20 protein-coding genes are annotated in these 26,095 nt (G+C 62.4%); 11 read left to right on the plus strand and 9 right to left on the minus strand.

The genetic code is table 11. The annotated features are described in order from the left end of the window. Window positions 1-40: 40 nt before the first annotated feature. Complete coding sequence (locus KJQ96_RS02485; protein ID WP_057848059.1) at window positions 41-355, minus strand: EthD family reductase; 315 nt, start codon at window positions 353-355, stop codon at window positions 41-43. 59 nt (window positions 356-414) lie between these two features. After that, window positions 415-591 (minus strand): hypothetical protein, encoded by a 177-nt coding sequence (locus KJQ96_RS02490; RefSeq protein ID WP_213285133.1) that lies wholly within the window; start codon window positions 589-591, stop codon window positions 415-417. 105 nt (window positions 592-696) lie between these two features. Between KJQ96_RS02490 and KJQ96_RS02495 the strand changes: the two genes are divergently transcribed. Beyond that, entirely contained in the window at window positions 697-945 is a 249-nt protein-coding gene (locus tag KJQ96_RS02495; RefSeq protein WP_213285134.1) for a hypothetical protein, read from the plus strand. A gap of 56 nt (window positions 946-1,001) precedes the next feature. Here KJQ96_RS02495 and KJQ96_RS02500 read toward each other — a convergent pair whose 3' ends face one another. Continuing rightward, window positions 1,002-2,624 (minus strand): GMC family oxidoreductase, encoded by a 1,623-nt coding sequence (locus tag KJQ96_RS02500; RefSeq protein ID WP_213285135.1) that lies wholly within the window; start codon window positions 2,622-2,624, stop codon window positions 1,002-1,004. A 173-nt stretch (window positions 2,625-2,797) separates the two neighbouring features. On the opposite strand from KJQ96_RS02500, the gene KJQ96_RS02505 reads away from it, so the two are divergent. After that, window positions 2,798-3,970 carry a M20 aminoacylase family protein gene (locus KJQ96_RS02505; RefSeq protein ID WP_213285136.1) on the plus strand — a complete coding sequence of 391 codons (1,173 nt, stop codon included), beginning with the start codon at window positions 2,798-2,800 and terminating at the stop codon, window positions 3,968-3,970. Window positions 3,971-4,133: 163 nt separating this feature from the next. Here KJQ96_RS02505 and ppk2 read toward each other — a convergent pair whose 3' ends face one another. Continuing rightward, window positions 4,134-5,060 carry a polyphosphate kinase 2 gene (ppk2, locus tag KJQ96_RS02510; RefSeq protein WP_213285137.1) on the minus strand — a complete coding sequence of 309 codons (927 nt, stop codon included), beginning with the start codon at window positions 5,058-5,060 and terminating at the stop codon, window positions 4,134-4,136. Window positions 5,061-5,488: 428 nt separating this feature from the next. Here ppk2 and KJQ96_RS02515 point away from each other — a divergent pair, with 428 nt between their 5' ends. Further along, complete coding sequence (locus tag KJQ96_RS02515) at window positions 5,489-5,959, plus strand: VOC family protein (protein ID WP_213285138.1); 471 nt, start codon at window positions 5,489-5,491, stop codon at window positions 5,957-5,959. A gap of 346 nt (window positions 5,960-6,305) precedes the next feature. Here KJQ96_RS02515 and KJQ96_RS02520 read toward each other — a convergent pair whose 3' ends face one another. After that, complete coding sequence (locus KJQ96_RS02520; protein WP_213285139.1) at window positions 6,306-7,673, minus strand: UdgX family uracil-DNA binding protein; 1,368 nt, start codon at window positions 7,671-7,673, stop codon at window positions 6,306-6,308. Between the two features lie 225 nt (window positions 7,674-7,898). Between KJQ96_RS02520 and KJQ96_RS02525 the strand changes: the two genes are divergently transcribed. The 5 genes from KJQ96_RS02525 to KJQ96_RS02545 all read left to right on the plus strand — a co-directional run bounded on the left by KJQ96_RS02525 (window position 7,899) and on the right by KJQ96_RS02545 (window position 16,218). Continuing rightward, window positions 7,899-8,693 (plus strand): ImuA family protein, encoded by a 795-nt coding sequence (locus tag KJQ96_RS02525; RefSeq protein ID WP_213285140.1) that lies wholly within the window; start codon window positions 7,899-7,901, stop codon window positions 8,691-8,693. After that, on the plus strand, window positions 8,584-10,299 hold the full coding sequence (locus KJQ96_RS02530; protein ID WP_375293131.1) for a DNA polymerase Y family protein: 1,716 nt from the start codon (window positions 8,584-8,586) through the stop codon (window positions 10,297-10,299). Before KJQ96_RS02525 ends, KJQ96_RS02530 begins: the two co-directional genes overlap by 110 nt. Beyond that, the gene (locus KJQ96_RS02535; protein WP_213285142.1) at window positions 10,296-13,730 is read left to right on the plus strand and encodes an error-prone DNA polymerase; all 3,435 of its coding nucleotides are present in this window, start codon (window positions 10,296-10,298) and stop codon (window positions 13,728-13,730) included. Before KJQ96_RS02530 ends, KJQ96_RS02535 begins: the two co-directional genes overlap by 4 nt. A 278-nt stretch (window positions 13,731-14,008) precedes the next feature. After that, window positions 14,009-15,391, plus strand: coding sequence for a nodulation protein NfeD (locus KJQ96_RS02540; RefSeq protein WP_213285143.1), 1,383 nt, complete (start codon window positions 14,009-14,011; stop codon window positions 15,389-15,391). Window positions 15,392-15,402: 11 nt separating this feature from the next. Further along, complete coding sequence (locus tag KJQ96_RS02545) at window positions 15,403-16,218, plus strand: slipin family protein (RefSeq protein ID WP_213285144.1); 816 nt, start codon at window positions 15,403-15,405, stop codon at window positions 16,216-16,218. A gap of 704 nt (window positions 16,219-16,922) precedes the next feature. Here KJQ96_RS02545 and KJQ96_RS02550 read toward each other — a convergent pair. The 4 genes from KJQ96_RS02550 to KJQ96_RS02565 all read right to left on the minus strand — a co-directional run bounded on the left by KJQ96_RS02550 (window position 16,923) and on the right by KJQ96_RS02565 (window position 19,995). Next, on the minus strand, window positions 16,923-17,384 hold the full coding sequence (locus KJQ96_RS02550) for an MgtC/SapB family protein (protein ID WP_213285145.1): 462 nt from the start codon (window positions 17,382-17,384) through the stop codon (window positions 16,923-16,925). 70 nt (window positions 17,385-17,454) lie between these two features. Beyond that, a complete protein-coding gene (locus tag KJQ96_RS02555; protein WP_213285146.1) occupies window positions 17,455-18,372 on the minus strand; it encodes a hypothetical protein in 918 nt (305 codons plus the stop codon). Window positions 18,373-18,652: 280 nt separating this feature from the next. Continuing rightward, the gene (locus KJQ96_RS02560) at window positions 18,653-18,925 is read right to left on the minus strand and encodes a PilZ domain-containing protein (RefSeq protein ID WP_213285147.1); all 273 of its coding nucleotides are present in this window, start codon (window positions 18,923-18,925) and stop codon (window positions 18,653-18,655) included. 299 nt (window positions 18,926-19,224) lie between these two features. After that, a complete protein-coding gene (locus KJQ96_RS02565; protein ID WP_213285148.1) occupies window positions 19,225-19,995 on the minus strand; it encodes an SDR family NAD(P)-dependent oxidoreductase in 771 nt (256 codons plus the stop codon). Between the two features lie 149 nt (window positions 19,996-20,144). Between KJQ96_RS02565 and KJQ96_RS02570 the strand changes: the two genes are divergently transcribed. From KJQ96_RS02570 to KJQ96_RS02580, 3 genes are all read left to right on the plus strand, one after another. Then, window positions 20,145-21,539, plus strand: a complete 1,395-nt coding sequence (locus KJQ96_RS02570) for a CoA transferase (protein ID WP_213285149.1) — start codon at window positions 20,145-20,147, stop codon at window positions 21,537-21,539. Window positions 21,540-21,677: 138 nt separating this feature from the next. After that, on the plus strand, window positions 21,678-22,919 hold the full coding sequence (locus tag KJQ96_RS02575) for an efflux RND transporter periplasmic adaptor subunit (RefSeq protein ID WP_213285150.1): 1,242 nt from the start codon (window positions 21,678-21,680) through the stop codon (window positions 22,917-22,919). 29 nt (window positions 22,920-22,948) lie between these two features. Next, window positions 22,949-26,071, plus strand: coding sequence for an efflux RND transporter permease subunit (locus tag KJQ96_RS02580; RefSeq protein ID WP_213285151.1), 3,123 nt, complete (start codon window positions 22,949-22,951; stop codon window positions 26,069-26,071). The last annotated feature ends 24 nt before the right edge of the window (window positions 26,072-26,095 follow it).

Here is a 26,095-nt window from a genome sequence, read left to right on the forward strand (position 1 = left end):
CTTCGCTTTCCCCACCCTACATCATTGCGAGCCGGCGCCATCAGCCTACGACGACTTCGCTGATCTGGATCACCGGAGACTGGTCGGTATAGTTCGGGATGTCTGCCATGATCTCCTTGGCATGCGGCCCGAAGCCGGTCTGGAACGCCTCGATCGAGTCGCAGAAGATGTGGCACATGCCGACATAGGTGGCGGGAGCGCCGGGCGCGCCGCCGGCCAGGCCCTTATCGACCGTGTAGGACTTGCAGGCGTCGCCCATGCGCGCCTTCACGAGCGGCATGTGCTTGTCGCGGTAGTAGTCGTGATCGAAGCGCCCGCCGGGCGTATTGGGATACATCACGCTTACCTTGATCATGGACGTGCCCTCCGATTCTCGCGTTCACCGTTATTCTCCGGCAATAGTCGGAATCTGTGTCAGTTTTGCGGATCTTGCAACCGGAAGCGGCACATCTCCGCCTCATCCTGCCGCCGCCGCACGTCTGCGCGATATTCAGCGTGGGCAGGCCGGCCGACCGTTTCATTTGTAGGCAAATATTCTGCTGACTTGTTGGCGAGCATATTCCGCGCGTTCACGCCATCGCGCGCTTTCAAGCACGGCTTTTCAAATCGCGGTGAGAGCCGTCGCATGGCTATCCGCTTCTGCGCTGCGATACCCAATTGGATGGAGTGATTTCACGACAAAAGAGGATATCACCAATGACCAAGTCTATCCCAACACTCGCCGCCGCGTTTCTGATGACCGCGATCGCAACGCCGGTGTTCGCGCAACCCGCGATCCAGGAGCCCGGCGCCTACTCTTTCTTTTATCCCAATGCTGATGTGCTCCGCGGCCGGTCGGCATACCGGTCGTTCGATCAATCCAATGCCTATTACAACGAGGCCGCGCCCGCACCGCGAATGCGGCAGAGGTCCGTCACGCCGAGGAATCAGCGGAGGGCGCAGTAGCGTGAGCGTGCAGCCTGGATGATGCGTTGGGCCATCTGCGCTGCTTCGTTACGCAGCTATTTGCGCCCATCCTCCAGGATCAACGTCGCACCCTTCTCCGCGATCATCGCCGTCGGCGTGTTGGTGTTGCCCGACGTGATCGTCGGCATTACCGACGCATCGGCGATGCGCAAGGCGGCGAGCCCAAAGAACCGCAACCGCTCGTCGACCACGGCCATCGGATCGTTAGCTGTGCCCATCTTCGCGGTGCCGACGGGATGGAAGATCGTGGTGCCGATATCGCCGGCAGCCTTTGCCAGCGATGCATCGTCGTCGCCGACAGTCGGGCCGGGCAGGTACTCCTGCGGCCGATATCGCTCCAGCCTTTTCTGCTTCATCAGCCGGCGCGTGGTGCGGATAGCATCGGCCGCGACCTGACGGTCGTCGTCGGTCGAGAGATAGTTCGGCGCGATCGACGGCGCTTCGTCAGGTTTTGCAGAGCGGATGCGTACGGTGCCGCGCGAGGTCGGCTGCAGATTGCAGGCGCTCACGGTGATGGCGGGGAAGCGGTGCAGGGGATCGCCGAACTTGTCGAGCGACAGCGGCTGCACGTGGAACTGGATGTTGGCGCGGGCGCGGCGCGGATCTGAGCGCGTGAAGATGCCGAGCTGCGAGGGCGCCATCGTCAGCGGCCCGCGGCGGCGGAAGGCATAGTCGAGCCCCATCATCCCGCGCCGGACCAGCGACCAGTAGGTCTCGTTCAGCGTGCGGACGCCCTCGACCTTGTAGATCGCGCGTTGCTGCAGATGGTCCTGCAGATTGCGCCCCACACCCGGTCTGTCGAGCACAACATCGATGCCGAGCGGTGATAGCCAGTCGGCCGGTCCAATGCCGGAGCGGTGCAGCACCTGTGTCGAGCCGATCGATCCAGCGCACAACACGACCTCGCCTTTGGTGCGGGCCTCGATCACCTCATTGCGCTGGACGAAGCGCACGCCGACGGCGCGGCCGTTCTCGATGATGAGCCGGTCGACCAGCACGTGCTTTTCCAGCCGCAGATTGGCGCGGTTGAGCACCGGCTTGAGAAAACCGCGCGCGGACGACCAGCGCCGGCCGCGCTTCTGGTTGACGTGGAAATAGCTGACGCCTTCGTTGTCACCGGTGTTGAAATCCGCAATGCGCTTGATGCCCATTTCCTCGGCGGCGTCGCCGACCGCGTCGAGAACCTCCCACGACAACCGCGGCGCCTCGATGCGCCAGCCGCCCCCAATGCCATGATGTTCGCTTTCACCAAGGAAATGATCCTCCAGCCGCTTGAACAGCGGCTTTACGTCGTCATAGCCCCAGCCGGTGAGGCCGAGCTGGCGCCAGTGATCGTAATCGGCGGATTGGCCCCGCATCGAGATCATCGCGTTGATGGCGGAGCAGCCGCCGATCACCTTGCCGCGCGGATAGGCGAGCGACCGCCCATTGAGCCCGGGCTCCGGCTCGGTCCGAAACATCCAGTCCGAGCGGGGATTGCCGATCGCAAAGAGGTAGCCGACCGGGATGTGAAACCAGATCCAGTTGTCGTTGCCGCCGGCCTCGAGGATCAGCACGCGGTTTTTGGGATCGGCCGACAGCCGGTTGGCCATGATGCAGCCGGCGGTGCCCGCGCCCACCACGATATAATCGAAATCGCCTTCAAGCCTTTTCGGCATGCTCAGTTTCCGCCCATCACGCGCCCCTTGTGCCTAATAGTCAGACGTGGATGGCTTGGACAAGTCCCGGCCATGACGCCTGGGAATGGGCGGCGTCTCCAGGCTCTGTTGGGTGGACCGCCGCTTGCATGCTACAGAGGTCTAACGTTCCAACGTGAGGTTCGAGAATTCCCATGCCCATCGTCAACCGCGTCGCCGATCTGCAACCCGATATCCAGGCCTGGCGCCGCGTTATCCATCAAAATCCCGAGTTGCTGTACGACGTGCACCGCACTGCAGCATTCGTGGCCGATCGGCTGCGCGAATTCGGCTGCGACGAGGTCGCCACCGGCCTTGGCCGTACCGGTGTTGTTGGCGTCATCAAGGGCAAGCAGCCTGGCAAGGGCGAGATCAAGGTGATCGGGCTTCGCGCCGACATGGACGCGCTGCCGATCGAGGAGGCGACCAACCTTCCTCATGCCTCTAGGACGCCGGGCCTGATGCACGCTTGCGGCCATGACGGCCACACCGCGATGCTTTTGGGTGCAGCGCGGTACCTCGCCGAAACCAGGAATTTCGCCGGCGATGCGGTCGTGATTTTCCAGCCGGCCGAGGAGGGTGGCGCGGGCGCCGCCGCCATGATCCAGGACGGCCTGATGGACCGGTTCGGCATCGAGCAGGTCTACGGCATGCATAACGGTCCGGGCATTCCGGTCGGCTCGTTCGCGATCCGCTCCGGCCCGGTGATGGCGGCAACCGACTCGGTCGACATCAAGATCGAGGGGCTCGGCGGGCACGCCGCGCGTCCCAACAAATGCATCGATTCCGTCTTCGTCGGCTCACAGCTGATTACCGCACTGCAGTCGATCGTCTCGCGGACCATTGATCCGCTGGAGTCGGCGGTGATCTCGATCTGCGAGTTCCACGCCGGCAAGGCCCGCAACGTGATCCCGCACACCGCGGAACTCCGGGGCACCGTGCGGACGCTAACGCCGGAAGTCCGCGAGATCGTTGAGAAGCGGGTGCGCGAGGTGTGTGAAGGCGTAGCCAGGATGACCGGGGCAAAGATCGACCTCGTCTATGAGCACGGCTATCCCGTGACCAAGAACCACGCCGAGCAGACCGAGTTCGCCACGCAAGTGGCCAAGGAGGTGGCCGGTGCCCAGAACGTCCACGAGATGCCGCCGCTGATGGGCGCGGAAGATTTTTCCTACATGCTGGAGGCGCGGCCGGGCGCGTTCATCTTCTGCGGCAACGGCGACAGCGCGGGGCTTCATCACCCCGCCTACGATTTCAACGACGAGGCGATCGTGTACGGCACCTCGTACTGGATCAAGCTGGTCGAGAACAAGCTGGCGGCGTCGTAACGCGCGCGACGCCACTTCAACTTCGATCGCACATGAAGTGCGAGAGAGCATCAATGAAGGCCTGTATCTCCAATACAGGCCTTCATTAGTTGCCGCTCAGCCGCAACTTGAAGTGCGGGGAGGGCTCTCCGCCTTCAGTATGAGGACGGTGGTCACGCGGCGCTCAATAGCGCTCCGGTACGTACATTTCGCGTGGAATCGGCCCGCGGCTATATTCCGGATGGCGAACCCGCGGCGGCAGTGCCACCGTTTCTAGCTTGATTTCATGGTAGGGAATTTGTTCGAGCAGATGCGCGATGCAGTTCAGCCGTGCCTTCTTCTTGTCGTCGGCTTCGACCAGCCACCAGGGAGCTTCCGGAATGTGGGTACGCTCCAGCATCGCTTCCTTGGCCTTGGTATATAGCTCCCAACGGCGGCGCGATTCCACATCCATCGGGCTGAGCTTCCACTGCTTGAGCGGATCGTGGATCCGCATCATGAAGCGCAAATGCTGCTCTTCGTCAGTGATGGAAAACCAGTACTTGATGAGGGTGATTCCGGAGCGCACGAGCATGCGCTCGAATTCCGGCACCGACCGGAAGAATTCCTCGACTTCGTCTTCAGTGCAGAAGCCCATCACCCGCTCGACGCCGGCGCGGTTGTACCAGCTGCGGTCGAACAGCACGATTTCGCCGCCGGCAGGCAAGTGCGAAACGTAACGCTGGAAGTACCATTGAGTACGCTCACGCTCATTCGGCGCCGGCAGCGCCGCGACGCGGCAGATCCGCGGATTGAGCCTCTGGGTGATGCGCTTGATGACGCCGCCCTTGCCGGCGGAGTCGCGCCCCTCGAAAATCACCACCACCTTGAGCTGGTGGTGCTGCACCCAAGTCTGCAATTTTACCAATTCACCCTGCAGACGGAATAGTTCCTTGAAATATACGCGACGATCGATCGTCTCTTCTGCCGTATGATCGGCAAATTCATTGGTCAGCGCATCGAGGCGATCGTCGTCGATCTCAAGTTCCAGTTCCTCATCGAAGCTGTCCAGCATTTCCTCCCGAATCGGGTCATGGATCAGCTTAGTGCCGTTCGGGGGCTTTTTGGTCATGGCGGGCTCCGGCTGCAGAGCTGTTGGGTTCGCGTGATGTGTGAATGTCGGTGTGCTTGCCGTATCATCCGTCACTTTGCTGAAAGTAGAAGGCCGCAGTTTGGTTCCGGTCTCCCGCTATCCGTCGGGGCTTGGCACGGCAGCGTGCCGACCGCATCGATGGGCGTCAGGTTCGAGAACAAGATGTAGAGGCTCGCCGATAGCAGATCGCGGCCGGCACCATGCCAGCAGGAGATTGCGACCGTTAATGACAGTCGGGCAATCCCGGCCGCGTACGGCCAGGGATGCGCGCTGTCCGGGCCACAGGTGGTTCAAGGAAATTCCACGATATTTTTAATCGCCCGTGTCGGAACGCCGCCTATTCCATCCGTCCTTGTCACAGGAGCGGTAGCGCGCCGGCCAGTAACTAATAGAGAAAGGCAGCGTCGATGAAGGTCACACAGCATCTCTGGTTCGAAAAGGACATGGAGGCCGCGATCGGCTTCTACACCTCGCTGATCCTCGGCTCGTCAGTCCAGTGGGTCTCGTCGCTGCCTGCCGAGAGCCCGAGCGGCCCGCCCGGCAGCGTCAAGATTGCGGCCTTTACCCTCGGCGACCAGCGCTACATGGCGATCGAGGCGGGGCCCCTCGACCCGTTCAACCACAGTTTTTCGATCATGGTCGAATGCGACACGCAGGCCGAGATCGACCGCTTGTGGGACGCTCTGAGAGAGGGCGGCAAGATCGAGCAATGCGGCTGGTTGCAGGACCGCTGGGGCTTGTCCTGGCAGATCGCGCCCAAACGGCTCGGCGAATTGATGAATGATGCCGATCCCGCGAAAGCCAAGCGCGTTGCCGAGGCCATGCTGAAGATGGTCAAGTTCGATATTGCTGAACTGGAGGCCGTGGCGAGAGGCTAGAACCTTTTCGGTTCTGATTGAATCGGAACCGGGCTCCAGATTCTTGTTTGACGCGTTTTCTTGACGCGAACCGGTGTCCACCCCGGATCAAGTCCGGAGCAGGCTTTCGCTAGAAAACGCTATGGCAAGAGGGTCGCGCGCTGCACGGCGCCGGGGCTGGAGGTAGGGAACCGCGCAGCGCGTCGACCATGTGGGAGCATCATAGCGTGAGCAGACGTCCCACATTCCCTTGCCACATTCCCTTGAGAATGTGATTGTGTCTTCTATCAATTAATAGTTGCAAGCGGGATTGTCAATTTTTCCCGTTATATTTCAACAGAAATTGCGACTATCGGATTGGCGGAATTCAGGCTGCATGTGCCGATTTTCGCAGCACGTCGGCGGCGATTTTGAGGTCCTGGACGAAGCGCCGGTATTCGCGCGCCTTGGCGTCGGCGTCCGGCAATCGCAGCAGATAGGACGGGTGCACCGTCACCAGCGCCCTGGTGCCGTCGTCGAGATCGATCGCGCGGCCGCGGTTCTTGTTGATCGGCGTAATCTTCCCGAACACGCTTTGCGCTGCGGTTGCGCCCATTGCCACCACCAGGTCGGGTTTGATCGCGGCCAGCTCGCGCTCGTACCACTGCCGGCAGGCCTTGATCTCCGGGGTGTTCGGCTTCTGGTGAAGGCGGATTTTTCCGCGCGGCACGAACTTGAAATGCTTCACCGCATTGGTGACGTAGACCGTGCGGCGGTCGATGCCGGCTTCTTCCAGCGCGCGGTCGAGCATTTGCCCCGCGGGCCCGACGAATGGCTTTCCGGCGAGGTCTTCCTTGTCGCCAGGCTGCTCGCCGACCAGCATGATCCGCGCGGTTTGCCGGCCTTCGCCGAACACGGTCTGGGTGGCATTCTTGTAAAGATGACAGGCGCGGCAATCGGCGGCTTCTTCGCGCAGCGTCTCGAGATCATCGGCGTGTTTGCGGGGCATATCGCTTGCCTTGTCGTCGCTTGCCAGGGGGTTAATCGATGAAGCCTCCGGCAGGTTCCGCCAGTAATTCCGGGACATCTCCTTTTGCATGGTCTGCACTTTCAGCCGGGCGGGATTGAAAATGCTGACGTAATAGCGCCACCAGGTTTCCTCCAGCCGGTCCGCGCTGGGGGCTTCGCCTCTGACGCCCGGCGTGAACGAGACGACATAGCCGTCCCAATGCGCGCAGAGATCAGGCGTCAGGATCGACCAGGGCATGTCGGCAAAACGGCGCGCGAAGAACGGGGCGGCCAGTTCGACGATGTGGTGCTCCGGCTCGAACCAGGCGACGAAGTGCGATTTCTGCTCGCGGCCTATTTCGCGGAAGCGGACAAGGACATGCATCCTGTGCTCGTCGCGGCGTACGGCCTTGGCCATCGCTGTGATCTCGGCCACGTCCGGATCGGTCGCGAGTTCAAGCAGATCGTGATGCGTTCGCAACCGCCATAGCAGGCGATAGAGCAGGGCGAAGCGCTCGGGGTTGCGGTGCAGGATCGCAATCTCCGCCATTTCGACGAATCTGGCCGGTACGTTGAAGGTGCCCTGTGGCGGCTCGAGCGGCGGCGCGGTCGGCGCGAGCAGTTCGGGCGCATCATCAGCCACGCGCCAGCTCACGTTGGACGGTTTCACGTCATTCAGCGCCAGCGCGCGGGCTGCTTTACGCCAGCCATCGAAATCAGTTTGGCTATCTAGGATGATGTGGTGCATGTGCTTACTCCACACTCTCCGTCCGCATCCCCGCGCAACGGCTTTGCCGCCGTCTGGAGGGGCCCGCGAATCCCTTTGATTCCGCTCATGAATCGCCAAAGCGTCGATCTCGATTGACTCTGCCGGCGCTGTTAGCTTTATTAGAACATATCATGAACAAATGAGCCAGCCGCGCGTTCACTTAGGGAAAAAGCGGCAAAGGCCAATTTTCTGAAGGAACGGCGGATGAGCACCGCACGCACAAGCACGCTTGCGAGTTTGCGCGGAAGCATCGAGCGCCTGGAGGCACATGGCGATGCGCATGACCTCAACAAGATTACGCTTGGCCATAAGGCGGCGGATGCTGTGCTGCACGGCGGGCTTGCGCTCGCAACGGTGCATGAAGTGTTCGCCGAGGGACACCAGAGCGCGACCGCAACCGGCTTCATCGCAGGGCTGGCGGGAAGGGTGTCGCCGCGCCAGCCGCTGGTCTGGGTACGGCAGGATTTTTCGGAAATTGAATCGGGCGCGCTGTCGATGAGCGGGCTCGCCGAACTCGGGCTCGATCCGCGATTGCTCGTCACCGTGCGCGCGACCGACACCGACGCTGCGCTGCGGACCGCCGCCGACGCGCTGGCCTGCGACGCGCTTGGCGCCGTCGTGCTGGAAGTCTGGGGGCAGGCGCGTCAGCTCGATCTTGTTGCCAGCCGCAAGCTCACGCTGGCCGCAGCAGCCTCCGGCGTCACCGCATTGCTGCTGCGGGTGGCGGCAGAGCCGCGCCCCTCGACCGCGGAGACAAGATGGATCGTGCGCGCGGCGCATTCGCCGCCGTCAGCTCCGTGGAGCGCGTGGGGCGCGCCGGTGTTCGACGCGCAGCTCGTTCGTAACCGTCATGGCCCGGTCGGCCGCTGGATCATGGAATGGAATTGTGATGAGTGCCTATTCAGTGAACCGTCGGCGTATCCTCAGCCTCTGGCTGCCACGCCTGCCCATCGACCGCATCAAGCGCAAGCTTTCGCCGGCCAGCGCCGCGCAAGCTGAAAATTGCCAAGCGGTTTCGTGCAACACTGTCTGCGACACGACCGGTGCGCTCCCTCTCCCGCTTGCGGGGGAGGGTTGGGGCGGAGGCATCGCCGCGAGTCCCACTCTCAAGATGACGCAAACCTACCCCTCTGTCGTCGTCGCCAAGCAGCACAATGCCATCCTGATCCACTCGCTCGACGAGGCCGCCGTCCAGGCCGGTCTCTCGATCGGCCTGCCGCTCGCCAATGCGCGCGCGATCTGCCCCGAGCTGACGGTGTTCGACGCGGATGAAGTCGCCGATCGCAAAACGCTCGAAGACATCGCCGACTGGTGCGATCGCTTCACCCCGCTGGTGGCGCTCGATCCGCCGTACGGCTTGTTCCTCGACATCACCGGCTGCGCCCATCTGTTCGGCGGCGAGCGCGCGCTGCTGCAGATCGTCAGCAGCGCGCTGAGCCATCGTGGTTTTGCCGTCAGCGCCGCGATCGCGAGCACCTCGATCTGCGCCCGCACGCTGACGCGCCAGACTTCCGGAAAGATCATTGCCGAGGGCGAGGAGGCCGAAGCCGTCAGTCCGTTGCCGGTATCTGCGCTCGGCGCCGGCGATGCCATCACCGCCGGCCTGCGCCGCGCTGGGTTGAAGACCATCGGCGACGTCGCCTCGCGCGCGCCGCACGAAATCACGGCGCGGTTCGGTGCGCCCTTCACGACGCTGTTGCAGCAGGCGCTGGGGCAGGGCGATGCGCCGATCAGCCCGCGCAAACCGCCGCCGGATTACATCGTCGAGAAACGTTTTCCCGATCCGGTCGCCACCGACACCGTGATCGCGATGAACCTGTCCGCGCTCGCTCAAATGCTTGTTACGGCGATGGACAAGCAGGGCAAGGGCGCGCGGCGGCTGGAGGCGAGCTTCTTCCGCACCGACGGCGCGGTGCGGACGATCTCGGTCGATACCGGGCGTCCGGTGACAAAAGCTGAAGTGATCGACCGCCTGTTCCGCGAGCGGCTCGATGCGCTCAACGATCCCCTCGACCCCGGTTTCGGTTTCGATCTCATCCGTCTCTCCGCCAGCCGCACCGAGATCGTGGTGCAGCAGCAGCGCGATCTCGATGCCAATGTCCATGACAATGACGAACTGTCCGCGCTGATCGACCGCATCGCCGCGCGCATCGGCGGAAAACGCGTCGTCGTGCATCTGCCGGAAAATACCCACATCCCCGAACGTGCAGTGCTGTCCGTGCCAGCGCAGCATCATCTGGCGGCCGCAGCGCAGGCGGCATGGCCCGAGCGTATCGAGGGCGAGCCGCCGCTGCGCCCGTTGCGCCTGTTCGAGAAGCCGGAGCCGATAAAAGTGCCGTTCGCAACCGTGCCCGACGGCCCGCCGCATCAATTCACCTGGCGGCGCGTCACGCACGCGGTGGTGCGGGTGGAGGGGCCCGAACGCATCGCGATGGAATGGTGGAAACAAAACGGCGACGGCCCGACGCGGGATTATTTCCGTATCGAGGATGAAGCGGGACTTCGTTTCTGGATTTTTCGCGACGGGCTCTATGAAAGCGAATCGGCGGATGCGGAGGGCGAGCCCGCTTCTATCAGGTGGTTCGTGCATGGATTGTTCGCATGAAAAGCCCTGTGCCCGACTATGCCGAAATCGGCATCACCACCAATTTCTCGTTCCTGCGCGGCGGCTCGGACCCGCGCGCCTATGTGCATCAGGCGAGCGAGCTTGGTATTCCCGTGATCGGCATCTCCGACCACAACACGCTGGCCGGCGTGGTGCGCGCCTGGAGCGAGCTCGACAACCCTGCCGTCACGCATAAGCCAAAGCTTCTGATCGGCGCGCGGCTGGTCTTCATCGACGGCACGCCTGATATCCTGGTCTATCCGCGCGACCGCACGGCTTACGGCAGGCTCTGCCAGTTACTTACCCGCAGCAAACGCGGCGACGACATCATGCGGATCGAAAAGGGCGAATGCCACCTGAAATTCGACGACCTCCTCGATTTCGCCGAGGGCCAGCTTCTGGTGCTGGCGCTGCCACATCGCTTTGACGTGGCGAGCGCGCAGGCAACGCTGGAGCGCCTGAAGAACTCTGATGCCGATGGCGTGTGGCTCGCCGCAAGCCTGCTTTACCGTGGTGACGACAGGCGCCGGCTGGCGCGGCTGCATCGCTTGGCGCTCGCGGCAAAGGTGCCGCTGCTGGCGACCAACGAGGTGCTGTACCACCATCCCGCCCGTCGGCCGCTGCAGGACGTATTGACCTGTATCCGGGAAAAGACCACGATCGACGCGATCGGCAGGCGGCTCGAGGCCAATGCCGAACGCTATCTCAAGCCTGTCCATGAAATGGCGCGGCTGTTTCGCAATCTGCCCGAGGCGATTGTGGAAACCATGCACTTTGCGAAACGCATTTCGTTTTCGCTCGACCAGCTCAAATACCAGTATCCGGACGAACCGGTGCCGCCGGGCAAGACCGCGCAACAGCACCTCGAAGACCTGACCTGGGCCGGTGTCGACAAATATTTCGGTGGCGTAATCGACGACAAGCTGCGCGCCACGTTGCGCAAAGAGCTCGATCTGATCGCCGAGCTGAAATACGCGCATTATTTTCTCACCGTGCACGACATCGTCCGCTACGCGCGTAGCCAGAACATCCTGTGCCAGGGCCGGGGATCGGCGGCCAACTCCGCCGTCTGCTACGTGCTCGGCATCACCTCGGTCGATCCGACCAAGGTCGACCTACTGTTCGAGCGTTTCATTTCCAAGGAGCGGCTGGAGCCGCCCGACATCGACGTCGATTTCGAGCATTCGCGGCGCGAGGAGGTGATGCAATATGTCTACCGCCGCTACGGCCGTCACCGCGCCGCGATCATTGCGACCGTCATCCATTATCGCCCGCGCAGCGCCATCCGCGACGTCGGCAAGGCGCTGGGGCTGACCGAGGACGTCACCGCAGCGCTCGCCGACACCGTGTGGGGAAGCTGGGGCAAGGGCCTCAACGAGATGCAGGTCCGCCAGGCCGGGCTGGATCCCCAAAATGCAATGGTCGAACTCGCGGTAGCGCTGGCTTCCGAGCTGATCGAATTCCCCCGCCATCTGTCGCAGCATGTCGGCGGCTACGTGCTGACGCAAGACCGGCTCGACACCTATGTGCCGATCGGCAACGCCGCGATGGACGACCGCACCTTCATCGAATGGGACAAGGACGACGTCGACGCGCTCAGCATGATGAAGGTCGACGTGCTGGCGCTGGGCATGCTGACCTGCATCCGCAAGAGCTTTGATCTGATCGCCGACCACAAGGGGCGGCGTTACGAGCTGGCCGACATCAAGTCGCAGGACGACGACGAAGTTTATCAAATGCTGCAGCGAGGCGAATCCCTCGGCGTGTTCCAGGTCGAGAGCCGCGCCCAGATGAACATGCTGCCGCGCCTGAAGCCGCGCACCTTCTACGATCTCGTCATCGAAGTCGCGATCGTGCGGCCGGGCCCGATCCAGGGCGACATGGTGCATCCTTACTTGCGGCGGCGGAACGGCCAGGAAAAGGTGAGCTATCCCTCGCCAGCGCCCGAGCACGGCCCTTCGGACGAATTGTACCGCGTGCTGCACAAGACACTCGGTGTGCCGCTGTTCCAGGAACAGGCGATGCGGATCGCGATCGAGGCCGCAAAATTCACGCCCGAAGAAGCCAACGGCTTGCGCCGCGCAATGGCGACGTTTCGTAACGTCGGCACCATCGGCAAATTCGAGACCAAGCTGATCAACAACATGATCGCGCGCGGCTACGACCCGGAATTCGCCAAGAGCTGTTTTGACCAGATCAAGGGTTTTGGCTCTTACGGCTTTCCGGAAAGCCACGCCGCAAGTTTTGCGCAGCTCGTCTATGTCTCGTCATGGCTGAAGCATTATCATCCGGATGCGTTCTGCTGCGGCCTGCTCAATTCGCAGCCGATGGGCTTTTACGCCCCCGCCCAGATCGTCGGCGACGCCCGCAAGAACGGCGTCGAGGTCCGCGAGATCGACGTGTCCTACAGTTTTGCGCAGAACACGCTGGAGGAGGGGCAGGGCAAATACTGCGCAGTGCGCTTGGGTTTTCGCCAGATCGACGGGTTTCACTGGCTCGATGAAGACGAGGAGCGGCTGAAGCGAATGCAGTCGTCGTTCCGGGATGGTGCGTTAGCACCAGACCCGGAACCTCGAGATTCCGGGTTCACGCTTCGCGTGCCCCGGAATGACGAGATCGACTGGGCCGACCGCATCGTCGCCGCCCGCCAACGCCGGCCCTTTACCTCGCTGGAGGAATTTGCCCGCGACACCGGCCTGCCGAAGCGTGCGCTGATCCTGCTTGCCGACGCCGATGCCTTCCGCTCGATCGGTCTCGATCGCCGCGCAGCACTCTGGGCGGTGCGGCGGCTGCCTGACGACGTGCCGCTGCCGCTGTTTCAGGCCGCGATCGCCCGCGAGCAGCCCGACGAGAACGCCAAGCCGCTGCCCGAGATGCCGCTGCCGGAGCAGGTGGTCGCCGATTACCAGACGGTCCGGCTGTCACTGAAAGGCCACCCGATGGAATTTTTACGCGAGCGGTTCACGAAAGAGCGTGTCGTTGCCTGCAAGGATGTCAATTACAAGAACGACAAGCGCCGTATCCGCTGCGCCGGCGTGGTGCTGGTGCGGCAACGGCCGGGCAGCGCCAAGGGCGTCGTCTTCATGACGCTGGAGGACGAGACCGGCATCGCCAACATCGTGGTGTGGCCAAAGGTGATGGAGCAGTACCGCAAGGAGGTGATGGGCGCCCGCCTGATTATGGTCGAGGGCTACATCCAGAGTAGCCCGGAGCAGGTGACGCATCTGGTGGCGCAGCGGATGTTCGACCGCTCCCACGATTTGATCGGCCTCGCCAACGATGCGTTAAGCCGCAAGCATCCGGTGCCCGCAGGGCCCACGCTGGTCGAACCGCTCAACGACGACCGCCGCGATCACCTTGACGCGCCCGCGCAGAAAATCCGTCACCCCCGCGACGTCCGCATCCTGCCGCCGTCCCGGGATTTTCATTGAGCCGCTCTCTTCGGGCGGCGGTGATCGCCGTGCATCATCCAGGTGTTGCCGGCTCACCGGGATGAAATCCGTCCCGGAGGCGTATGTTTGGGGAACCGGGATTTCGGATGTGCGTTCGCTTCATATGACTTGCGGAGCGCGCTTTGCGCATCAGGGCTTCAGACATGTCACGCCCGCCCGGCACCGGATCCTGCGCTCCAGCCGTAACAGTCAGGTTCACCTGCGAATGGCCACCTGGTTCTGACTGTTTCGTCGCGCAAGCTTTTGAGCGACTTACCATGGTGCACTTTCTTTACAGGCTTATTACCGTAGCGTTGCTCGTACTTAGCCCCGGAGCAGCACTTGGACAAAGTAGCGAGCCGGCAAACGTCGCCATTCTGCTGGATGTGGATGGAGCGATTGGGCCAGCGACTTCTGAATATATCCGCGATGGATTTGAGGAGGCGCGTCGGCGACAGGCGAAGCTCATCGTGCTGAGACTGAATACGCCTGGCGGTCTCGACCCCTCAATGCGCGAGATCGTAGCAGAAATACTCAAGTCCCCCATTCCTGTGGTCTCCTACGTGAGCCCGAGCGGTGCGCGAGCCGCCAGCGCCGGCACCTATATCGTTTATGCCAGCCACCTCGCCGCAATGGCGCCGAGCACGCATCTCGGTGCAGCCACGCCCGTCCAGCTCGGCGGTGGCTCCGGCTGGCGGACCGATGACAAGAAAGATGATGACAAGAAAGACGGTGATAAGAAAGGAGCCTCGTCGCCGACCAATGCAGGCGAGGCGAAGGCGATCAACGATGCGGTGGCCTATATCAGGGGACTGGCGGAGCTTCGGGGCCGAAATGTTTCTTGGGCGGAGAAAGCCGTCCGGGAAGCCGCCACTCTAACCGTCAGCGAGGCCCAGTCGCAGCGTGTCGTCGAGATTGTTGCGAAGGATTTAGCCGATCTGTTGTCCCAGGCCGAGGGCCGAACCGTAACGATCAATGATCAACAGGTCGCGCTGCATACCCGGAGCCTGAGCCTTACGGCAATCGAGGCCAATTGGCGCAACCGCATTCTGGCCACGATTACCAATCCGAACATCGCTTACATACTCATGCTGATCGGGCTCTACGGACTTCTATTCGAGTTCATCAGTCCAGGCGCTGTTTTCCCCGGGGTGATCGGCGGAATCGCTCTCCTGGTCGGCCTCTATGCCTTGAATCTCCTGCCGATCAGTTACGTCGGTGCCGGCCTGCTACTGCTCGGCATCGCGATGATGATTGCAGAAGCGTTTCTGCCCTCGTTTGGCGTGCTCGGAATTGGCGGCGTCATCTCATTCGCCGTCGGCTCGCTGTTCCTGTTTCGCGGCGATGTGCCGGGCTTCCATCTCTCATGGGCGGTGGTCGCCACGGCCACCATTGCCAGCGCGGGATTCCTGGTGATTGCACTCGCGGCGGTGTGGCGGGCGCATCGGCGCGACGTGGTCACGGGCGAAGCGGTTCTGCTTCGCAGCGCGGGGCAGGTGCTGTGGTGGGCCGACGGCAAAGGCGAGGTCCTGGTCGGAGGAGAACGATGGGCGGCGAAATCGGAAAGCGAGTTCACCCGGGGTGACCGCGTGCGTGTTCTCGAACGTCAAAACCTGAAGCTGCTCGTCGAGCCAGATCCCGACGCCCCACCGAAATCATGAGGAGTGAAACCATGCCAACATTCGTAACAGAAACCCTCCCGTATATCGTGATCGGAGCCGTGATCATTGCGGTGTTCCTGTCGGCGATTCACATCATGCGGGAATACGAGCGTGCGGTCGTCTTCACATTGGGGCGCTTTTCCGGCGTGAAAGGTCCCGGGCTCATCATATTGGTGCCGATCGTCCAGCAATATGTTCGGGTAGATCTTCGTACGCTCGTGCTCGACGTTCCAAGCCAGGACGTGATTTCTCGCGACAACGTTTCGGTAAAGGTCAATGCGGTTATCTACTTCCGCGTGGTAGATGCGGACAAATCGGTTATCCAGGTGGAAAACTTCATGGCGGCCACCAGCCAGCTAGCGCAGACGACCCTCAGGTCGGTGCTCGGCAAGCACGAGCTGGATGAAATGCTGGCAGAGCGGGACAAGCTCAATCGCGATATTCAGGAAATTCTCGACAGCCAAACCGATGCGTGGGGTATCAAGGTCGCGAATGTCGAAATCAAGCACGTCGATATCAACGAGAGCATGATTCGTGCCATTGCTCGTCAAGCCGAGGCCGAGCGGTACCGCCGCGCACGAATCATAGGTGCCGAAGCAGAGCAGCAGGCTGCCGAGAAACTGGTGGAAGCAGGCGAGATGCTCGCAAGGAGGCCGGAGTCCATGCAATTGCGCTACCTGTCGACGCTGCAGGATATCGCGGGTGAAAAGAATTCGACGATCGTGTTCCCGGTGCCTGTGGAGTTTCTTCAAGCTCTGGCGGCGCCGGCGACAGTACAGCGGGAGACGGCAAGTCGCCGGCGGGGATCAGAGGCTGCCCAGGCGTGACGCTCTTCCGCGGAGATCGGAAGCCGAAACCTGCGGCCTCTTTCGCCTGGACACGTCTTCCTTTACCAGTAGATCAACCCGCTCCGCGTCGCCCCGACTCCGTTTTTGGCAAACGCCGCTGCAAGTCTCTGCTTTTCTGCGCAATGTGCAGCAAGCTTTTCATACAGCCTTGCCTCCACGAGTGGAGCGTGTTCTCTGTTGCTGGACACCGCATTAGCGGTCGCCGATATCAGAGCACTGATTTGGCGTATCAGCAGATCGTCTGTCGATGGCTGCATATCCTCGTCCCTCGATTTTGGTCCCGATTAAATTCTCCCGATGCCGGTTCACCGCAAGTCACACGCTTTAGATGTTGGCTGCAACGGATCGCTCGCGCCACTGGTATTCAGTGCGAGAGGTGAACCCTGCGCATCTCCTCCAACCGGGCCAGGCAATATTCCCGATACAGTATGTTGATGAGGTTCCACACGATCGAACTCCAGGTTTGATCATTGGTACCCTAACATCATGTTGTTTCCAGACTTTTTCCTCGGTTGAGAAAATGGCTTCGCCAAAGGCGCGGATATTTCACGCTGTCCCCGGGCGACGAAACACCCTCACAGTGCGGTGAGTGCTATGCATCGTAGACGTCGGATTGCTCCTGCGGCGCGATCCCCCCGCGGCCAGTTCCGTAAAATCGAGCCTTGGCCACCCGGGCGAGGCACTCAATCCTTCTTCTCTTCCTCCCTGCCATCCGGGCCGATCTGGAGATCGCGCTCTTCCTTCACCAGCGTGAGCAGCCTCAGTGTCAGGAATGTGAACGCTGCGATCGTCACCGCGACGTCGTAGCTGCCGAGGCCGACGGAAACGCCGATCGCGCCGGTGGCCCACAGACTTGCCGCCGTCGCCGTGCCCTGCACCGTGGCGCCCTGCTTGAGGATCGCGCCGCCGCCGATGAAGCCGATGCCGGTGATCACGCCTTCGATCACCTTCGACATGCCATCGGGAGAATTCACCATCCACTGTTCGCTGGCCTGCACGAAGCCGCAGCTTGCCAGGGCGACCAGCGGAAAAGTGCGCAGGCCTGCGCTCCGCGCCCGCTTTTCACGATCCCAACCGATCGGAACGGCCAGCACGAAAGCCGCGGCCAGTGTCAGAAAATGGATACCTATCTGAAACCGGTCCAAAACACGCCCTTCTGAAAAGCCGCGCTACCGCGGCAATGCTGCGTAAAGTTTCAGCGCGGCGGCGGTTGTGTCACCGGGTGCTGCCGACGACGGTCGTGCTCGCCGCTGCGCTCGTGATCGCTGCTTCGGTTCGGTACTGCGGCAAACGATGTTCGAGCGAATAGAAGACGCAAAGCGCAAGGCTGGACCAGACGGCCAGGCTGAAATAAAGCGACATCCAGGCAATCTCGTCCTTCCACTCGGCCAGGTCGTGCGTCACAACCCAGCGCGTGCTGACGTCGCGCAGGCCCTCGCGCGGCGTCAGGCGCTTGTCGCCATCGGCGTCTCCGGTCCGCCAGCGCTTTAGGTACATCGGGACGTCGATCGTCATCAGAAACGCCAGGAAGCCCACAATGCCCGCGATGGCGACGACGAGGCCTACGCGAACCGCACCATTGAATTCCGGGAGCAGGCGGCAAAGGCCGACGCCGACGGCGAAGAAGGCAACCGCCCACAGCGAATTTTCGATGGCGTTGCCGAGATAATTCCTGGTCAGCACCGCATACCATGAAAGGCATTCCGCGATCAGGATCAGCGGCACGATCGCCCACGCGACATTTACGGTCGTTTCCGCGCCGGTCATCGTGCCGAGCTGGTGCAGGATAATCGCCCATTGCGCCACAAAGCAGATCTCGGCCACGGTCGCCACCGAACGTCCGACCATGACGCTCGACAGCCAGGTGTCGAACAGGCAGATCCGCTGCACATCGGCGCGCGGCAGAAACGACCTGAAGGCGCAGCCGAACACATAGGCCGCGCAGAACAGCAGCATCATCCCGATGCCGGCCGAGCCGCCGGCAGCGCCGGTCGGCTGGACGGGAAGCTCGCGATACAGAGCGAACCAGATGGCGATATTGACGCCGCTCACCAGCGTCAGCAGGCCCCACCACCAGGACACGGGATTCGACCAGGCCAGGGAACCTGACCGCGCCTGCCATTCCAAGCTCATTCGCCGCTCCGCCGTAATTGAATTGACATCTGACTGTAATAATACAGTCACATATCGAAGCCAATGGCGACGAGAGTAGGGCGGGGCGGAATGGCATTCCGAGACGCAGCAAAGATGCCGCGCTCAGGGTGAGATTCTATGCTGGCGTTGGGCAAGATTAACAGGCGGCTGCGAAATTCTATCCTCCTCGTGGTGGTGAGGAGGCGCAAAACGCCGTCTCCGGACGATGCTTCGCATCGCCGGGAGAACCACGAGACCCCGCGGCGAAAGCGCCGCTATCTCAAGACAGGAATTTCACGCCGTAGGTCTTGCCACGGCGCCAGACCACCTCGCACGACTGGCGCGTCGCATGGTCGTGCACCAGCGCCAGTTGAAAGCTATCCCTGACGTCGAACGCGACATCGGTCACGATCTTGGCGCCGCCCGGTGAGACGTCCAGGACAAAGCATTCAATCCTCGTCACCCCGTCGTCGATCGTCATCCATGTCGGCCGCTTGCGGAGCTCGCGTCGCGGTTCGCGCTGCACCTTTGTCCTTTGCTCGTCGACAATCATCGTGGCCATCCGTCATTGGACCCAGTGGGTCATCGAAGCAGGCGTCACAGTGAGGGCAAGTTCGTAAAGTTCAGTTAGCTTATCGATTCAAATTGACTGGTTTGCTTCGCGAGTTGTAAGACGAGCTCTCACAACCTTGCCAGTTCTCGAGATGTTGAGGCCTCCGCAATACGGCGCTCCGTCCGTCATTCCGGGGCACGCGCAGAATCGTAAGGTGAGCAAAGCGCAAGCGTGCCCACCATTCACGAGCGGGATAGATGGTGGACACGGCGCGACGCGCCTTTGCCCACCCAACTTCCTCAAAAATTCACGCGGTTCGAAATCGCGCCGTCGACGACGAGGTTCGAGCCCGTGGTGAACGAGGAGGCGGGGCTCGCCAGGAACACCGCTGCGTTGGCGATTTCCTGCGGCGTCGCCATGCGGCCGGTCGGGTTACGCGCCAGCGCATCCTGGTACCGTTTCGGCATATTCTGTTCGACCATGTTCCAGATGCCGCCCTTGAAATAGACCGTGCCCGGCGACACCACGTTGACGCGGATTTTCTTCTCCGCGTATTGCCGCGCCAGTCCCTTGGCCATGTGGATCAGCGCCGCCTTGATCGGGCCGTAGGAGCTGGCGCTATCCGCCTGCGCCGCCGAGATCGACGATATGATGATGAAGGCCGCATCGCCGGTTTTCTGTGCGCTCGCTTCGAGCAACGGCCGCGCGGCCTCGAATGCGTTGACGGCGCCGAGCACATCGAGCCGGAAATTCTGCTCCCACGAGGCAGGGTCGCCGCCTTGTGCCATGGCGCCGGCATTGGAAAACAGCATGTCGATGCCGCCCAGCTCGGCGGCCGCGTCCGATACCCATGATTTCAGCGCGGCCGCGTCGGTGACATCAACCGGCTCGCCGGTCGCGCGCACGCCAAGTCCTTTCAGCTCGGCAACGGTGGCCGCGACCTGATTCGCATTGCGGGCGCAAACAGCGACGCCCGAACCTTCGCCCGCCAGCGTGTCCGCAATCGCCCGTCCGATGCCGCGCGTGCCGCCGAGCACGATGGCGTTTCTGCCTTTCAAACCCAAGTCCATTTTGTTCTTCCTTCGTTTGATCTGACCATATTGTAGCGACCGTGGTCACGACGAAAGCTCAAACCGAAGAACCGTCCCCGGATTTCGCTCGCGCTCTATCCGGGCTACGCTGGCGGGCAGAACTTGAAGGGTAGGGGAGAGACACACGGATGCAAAGTCCCAGAGAAATCCTCTCCGATATCTGGACCTCCATTGGCGGCGATCCGTCCGCGCTCGGCGCGCTCACGCTGACCGGCGACGAACCGCAATTGCCGTCGTCCTTTCGCGTCGCCGTGGCGGCGCAAGTCAGCGTCGCGGCAACCGGGCTTGCAGCCGCCGAGATCTGGAAAATGCGCAGCGGCGAGGCGCAGGACGTCGCGGTGGATATGCGCCATGCCGTGGTCGAATGCCGAAGCGAACGTTATCTGCGCGTCGACGGCAAGCCGCCGCCGCCGGCCTGGGACGCCATCGCCGGCATCTACAAGATCCGCGACGGCTTCGTGCGCCTGCACACCAATTTTCCCCATCACCGCGACGCCGTCTGCAAGGTGCTGAACTGCAAGCCGGAGCGTGACGCGGTGCAGGCCGCGCTGTTGCAATGGGACGGCGAGGCGTTCGAGACCGCGGCCGATACGAGCGGTGGCGTCGTTGCCTTCATGCGCTCGCATGACGAATGGTTGGCGACACCACAGGCCGAGGCGCTCGCCGGATTGCCGCTGATCTCGATCACGAAGATTGGTGAGGCTCCGCCGAAGCCGTGGCCCAAGGGCGAGCGGCCGCTCGCAGGTATCCGTGTGCTTGATCTGTCGCGTGTCATCGCCGGCCCCGTTGCGGGGCGAACGCTCGCCGCGCATGGCGCCGACGTGCTGCTGATCTCGGGGCCCGATTTGCCAGCGATCCCCTGGCTCGTCATCGACACCGGGAGGGGCAAGCTATCGAGCTTCGTCGAACTCAAGAGCGAGCACGGGCGCGGCGTGCTGCGCGATCTGCTGGCGCAGGCGGATATCTTTTCGCAAGGCTATCGGCCGCGCGCGATCGCCGGCCTCGGCTTCTCGCCGGAGGATGCCGCGCGCATCAATCCAGGCATCATTTACGTCACGTTGTCGGCCTATGGTCATGCCGGGCCGTGGGCGGAACGTCGCGGCTTCGACTCGCTGGTGCAGACGGCGACCGGATTCAACCATGCCGAGGGGCAGGCCGCAGGTGTCGATGGACCGAAGGAATTGCCGGCGCAGATGCTCGACCACGCCACCGGTTACTTCATGGCGTTCGGCGCCATGATGGCCAAAGTGCGCCAGGCGCGCGAAGGCGGTAGTTGGCACGTCGAGGTTTCGCTGGCGCAAACCGGACGCTGGCTGTGGAATCTCGGCCGCGTCACCGACGGTCTTGCGATCGAGGATTTGAAGGGGGAAGCGGTGAAGCCGTTCATCGCGGAGGCGGGCTCCGGCTTCGGGCCGTTGCGGTACGTGACGCACTCGGCGCTGTTGTCGAAAACGCCGGCGTTCTGGGCGCGCCGGGCGATGCCACTCGGCAGCCACCCGCCGCAATGGCCCGTACGCGAATAGCACGTCCCCTCGCTCAGAGCCTGCCTCTCCAAATTCTCATCGCGTCCGGTACGGCTATTTTGTTTTTTGGCTTGTGCGGGACGCCAATTGGGCACTATAGCGCTGGGTGAGACAAATTGTCGCTGGAACCCACGTCGTATGTTTTTCGGACTTTGCAAGCAATTACAGCTGGTTAGTTCAAAAGTGGCCGTGGTCATTGCCCTGATGGCAGTGGCTGGGGCGGCCGCTTATGGCGCCATCCATCTCGGCGGCCCAAAGCGCGGGCATTCGGAAATCTCGAGCCAGTCCCGCAAGGGCTCGCAGCGCTACACGCCGAGCCCCGCCGAGTGGGCCAGCCTGACCATTCAGCCCGTCACTGAACGCGACTTCCGCGCCGAGCGCGTCACCGAAGGAAAGATCGCAATCGACGAAGATCGCTCGACACCGGTGTTCTCGCCCTATGCGGGCCGCGTCACCAGGTTGCTGGCCAAGCCAGGCGATAGCGTCGTCAAGGGCCAGCCATTGTTCGTGATCGAGGCCGCCGACAACGTTCAGGCGCAAAACGATTTCATTGCGGCGATGAGCGCGATGAACAAGGCGAAGTCCGCGCTTGATCTGGCGGAGTTGCAGGGAGCGCGCGCCAAGGATCTGTTCGAGGGCAAGGCCGTTCCGCTGAAGGATTATCAGCAGAGCCAGGCGACGCTGATCCAGGCGCAGAACGACATGCGCTCGTCGGAAACGGCGGTGCAGGCGGCACGCAACAAATTGCGCCTTCTCGGCCTCACCGACGAGGACATCGCGACTTTCCAGGAGAAGGGCCGCATCAATCCCGAAATCGCCATCTTCGCACCGATCGCGGGCACCGTGGTCCAACGCAAGATCGGCCCGGGGCAATACGTCAACGCCGGCGCCAGCGACCCCGTCTATGTGATCGGCGATCTCTCCACCGTCTGGATGACTGCCTTCGTCCGCGAAAGCGATTGCGCGAACGTCGCGGTCGGGCAAGAGGTGACGTTCAGCGTGCTGGCGCTGCCGGGCCGTTCGCTTTCGGCGCGGATCAACTACGTCGCAACCGCAATTGACCCTGCGACGCGGCGGCTGCTCGTCCGCGCCACGATCGACAACAAGAACGGTACGCTGAAGCCTGAAATGTTCGCGAACGTCACGATCTATTCGGCAGGTGACCGTCCGGCGGTCGGCGTGCCGAAGCAGGCGTTGATCTATGAAGGCGATCAGGTCCGGATCTGGGTCGCGCATCCGGACAAGACGATTGAACTGCGTCAGGTCAAGCCTGGCCTCACCAATGGCGATCTCGTCGAGGTGGTCGGCAATTTGAAGCCCGGCGAGCAGATCGTCACCAAGGGCGCATTGTTCATAGACCGGGCCGCATCCGGAAGCTGATGCCTCGCTCATTGAAAGCTTCGATCTGAATGGATCGCCTGGTCGCCCTAGCCGTCAGCCGCCGCTATTTGATGGTCGGCATGTTCATAGCCGTGCTGGTCGGCGGCCTGATCGCGTTCAAGCAGCTCAACATCGAGGCCTATCCGGATCCGACCCCGCCGATGGTCGACATCGTGACGCAAAGCCCGGGGCTGTCGTCGGAGGAGATCGAGCGCTACATCACGATCCCGATCGAAACCCAGGTCGCCGGCATCAAGAACCTGCGCACCATCCGCACCATCTCGCTGTACGGATTGTCCGACGTCAAGCTGCAGTTCTCGTTCGACTACACCTATGACGAAGCGCTGCAGCAGGTGTTGAACCGGCTGTCGCAGCTCGCGTCACTGCCGGGCAACGTGCAGCCGACCATCTCGCCGCTCAGCCCGACCGGCGAAATTTTCCGCTACCGGCTGAAGGGCCCGCCGAACTACAGCGTGCTCGATCTCAAGACGCTGCAGGACTGGGTGTTGCAACGCCGCTTCCGCGCGGTGCCCGGCGTCATCGATGTCACTGGCTGGGGCGGCAAGACCAAGACCTACGAGTTGCAGGTCGATTTCAACAAGCTCGTCGCCAACGGGCTGACGCTGCCACAGGTGCTGCAGGCCGTCGGCAACGCCAACATCAATGTCGGCGGCAATACCGTCAATATCGGCGCGCAGTCCGCCGTGGTGCGCGGCGTCGGGCTGATCCGCTCGATCGACGACCTCAACAACACCATGGTAGCGCAGTCCGGCGGCAATCCGGTGCTGGTGCGCGACATCGCCAATGTCACGATAGGCGAGAAGCCGCGGCTCGGCATCGCCGGCCTCGACCAGGACGACGACATCGTGCAGGGCATCGTCCTGATGCGGCGCGGCGAGCAGAGTTCGCCGACCATTGCCCGGGTCGAAAAACTGGTTCACGACATCAATCATTCCTCGATCCTGCCACCTGGCGTGCAGATCGAGCGCATCTACGACCGCAAGGATCTGATCGACATCACCACGCATACGGTGCTGCACAACATGGTGATCGGGATCATCCTGATTGTGTTGCTGCAATGGGTGTTTCTCGGCGATCTCCGCAGCGCGTTGATCGTCGGCGCAACGATCCCCTTCGCGCTGTTCTTCGCCGTGATCATCCTGGTGTTGCGCGGCGAATCCGCCAATCTGCTGTCGGTCGGCGCGATCGATTTCGGTCTCATCGTCGACGCCACCGTGATCATGGTGGAGGCGATCTTCCGGCGGCTGACGCAGACCACCACGCTGTCGGAAGCCGAGCGCAGCCACATTTCGTTCGACACCACGATTGGGATAAAGAGCCACGCCATCCTGTCTGCAGCGGCCGACGTGTCGCGCTCGATCTTCTTCGCCGCCGCGATCATCATCGCAGCCTTCCTGCCGCTGTTCACGCTGAGCGGGGTCGAAGGCAATATCTTCGGGCCCATGGCGCGGACCTATGCCTACGCGCTGGCCGGCGGGCTGATCGCGACCTTCACGGTGACGCCGGCGTTGAGCGCGATCATTCTGCCCTCGCATCTGGATGAAGCCGAAACCTGGATCGTGAAACAGCTCGACCGGTTGTACGTGCCGGTGCTGAAATGGGCCCTCGTAAACCGCAGGATCGTGCTCACCGGCGCGGCCGTTCTAGTGCTCATGACCATTGCTTTCGCGCGGCTGCTCGGACTGGAATTCCTGCCCAAGCTGGAAGAGGGCAATTTGTGGATCCGCGCCACGCTGCCGCCGACCATCTCGCTGCAGGAGGGCAATGCCTACGTCAACGAGATGCGCAAGATCATCCGCGCGCGTCCTGAGGTGGAATCGGTGGTGTCGCAACACGGCCGGCCCGACGACGGAACGGACGCCGCCGGTCTCTTCAATGCGGAGTTTTTCGCGCCGCTCAAGCCGAACAGCGAGTGGCCTGATACCCATGACAAGGACGAGCTGACAGCGCAATTGCTGGGGCAGTTGCAGGACAACTTCCCGGGCGTCGAGTTCAACTTCTCGCAATATCTGCAGGACAACGTCTCGGAGGCCGTCTCGGGCGTCAAGGGCGAGAACTCGATCAAGCTCTACGGCAACGACCTGCAGGCGCTGACGGATACCGCCAACAAGATCAAATCCGTGCTCGGCACGGTGCAGGGCGTTACCGACCTCGCAGTGTTCACTTCGCTCGGCCAACCCACAATCCAGATCGATATCGATCGTGCCCGCGCGGCACGCTATGGCCTATCGCCCGGTGATATCAACGCCACCATCAAGGTCGCCGTCGGCGGCGACAGCGCCGGCGATCTCTATGAGCCCGGCAGCGACCGGCATTTCCCGATCATCGTTCGCCTCGCCCCGGAATACCGCAAGAGCGCGGAGGCGATCCATAACTTACGGATCGGCGTGGCCGGGCAGGGCGGCACGATCACGCAGATCCCGCTCAGCGAGGTCGCCTCGATCAACCTGATCTCGGGCGCCGCCTATATCTACCGCGAACAGCAGGAGCGTTATCTGCCGATCAAGTTCTCGGTCCGCAACCGCGATCTCGGCAGCGCGATCCATGAAGCGCAGGACAAGGTCGCCGCCGAGGTGCAATTGCCGCCGAGATCGCGGATCGAATGGGTCGGCGAATTCGGCAATCTGCAGGACGCCATCCGGCGGCTGTCGATCGTGGTGCCGATCAGCCTGGCGCTGATCGCTGTGCTGCTGTTCTTCAACTTCGGCTCGATCGTCGATACGCTGCTCGCGATGAGCGTGATCCCGATGGCGATCTTCGGCGGCGTGCTCGGGCTGTTGATCTCAGGCATTCCCTTCAGCGTCTCGGCGGCAATCGGGTTCGTCGCGCTGTTCGGAATCGCCGTGATGGACGGCATCATCATCCTGTCGCAGTACAATCAACTCGTCGACGAAGGCTATGAGCGGATGCGGGCAGTGATCCGCACCGGCGAACTGCAATTGCGGCCGGTGCTGATGACCTGCGTGGTGGCCGGCGTCGGCCTGCTGCCGGCGGCGGTGTCGGAGGGAATCGGTTCGCAGGTGCAAAAGCCGCTGGCGATCGTGGTCGTCACCGGCATGATGCTGGCGCCGCTGGTGATCCTGGTGACGCTGCCGGTGCTGATCTCGGTGTTTTCGCGCCGCGCGCGCTAGATCCGTGTGGGCACATGCCCATGT

Origin of the sequence: Bradyrhizobium sp. sGM-13, from assembly GCF_018398875.1 — a bacterium.
Classification (GTDB): Bacteria; Pseudomonadota; Alphaproteobacteria; order Rhizobiales; family Xanthobacteraceae; genus Bradyrhizobium.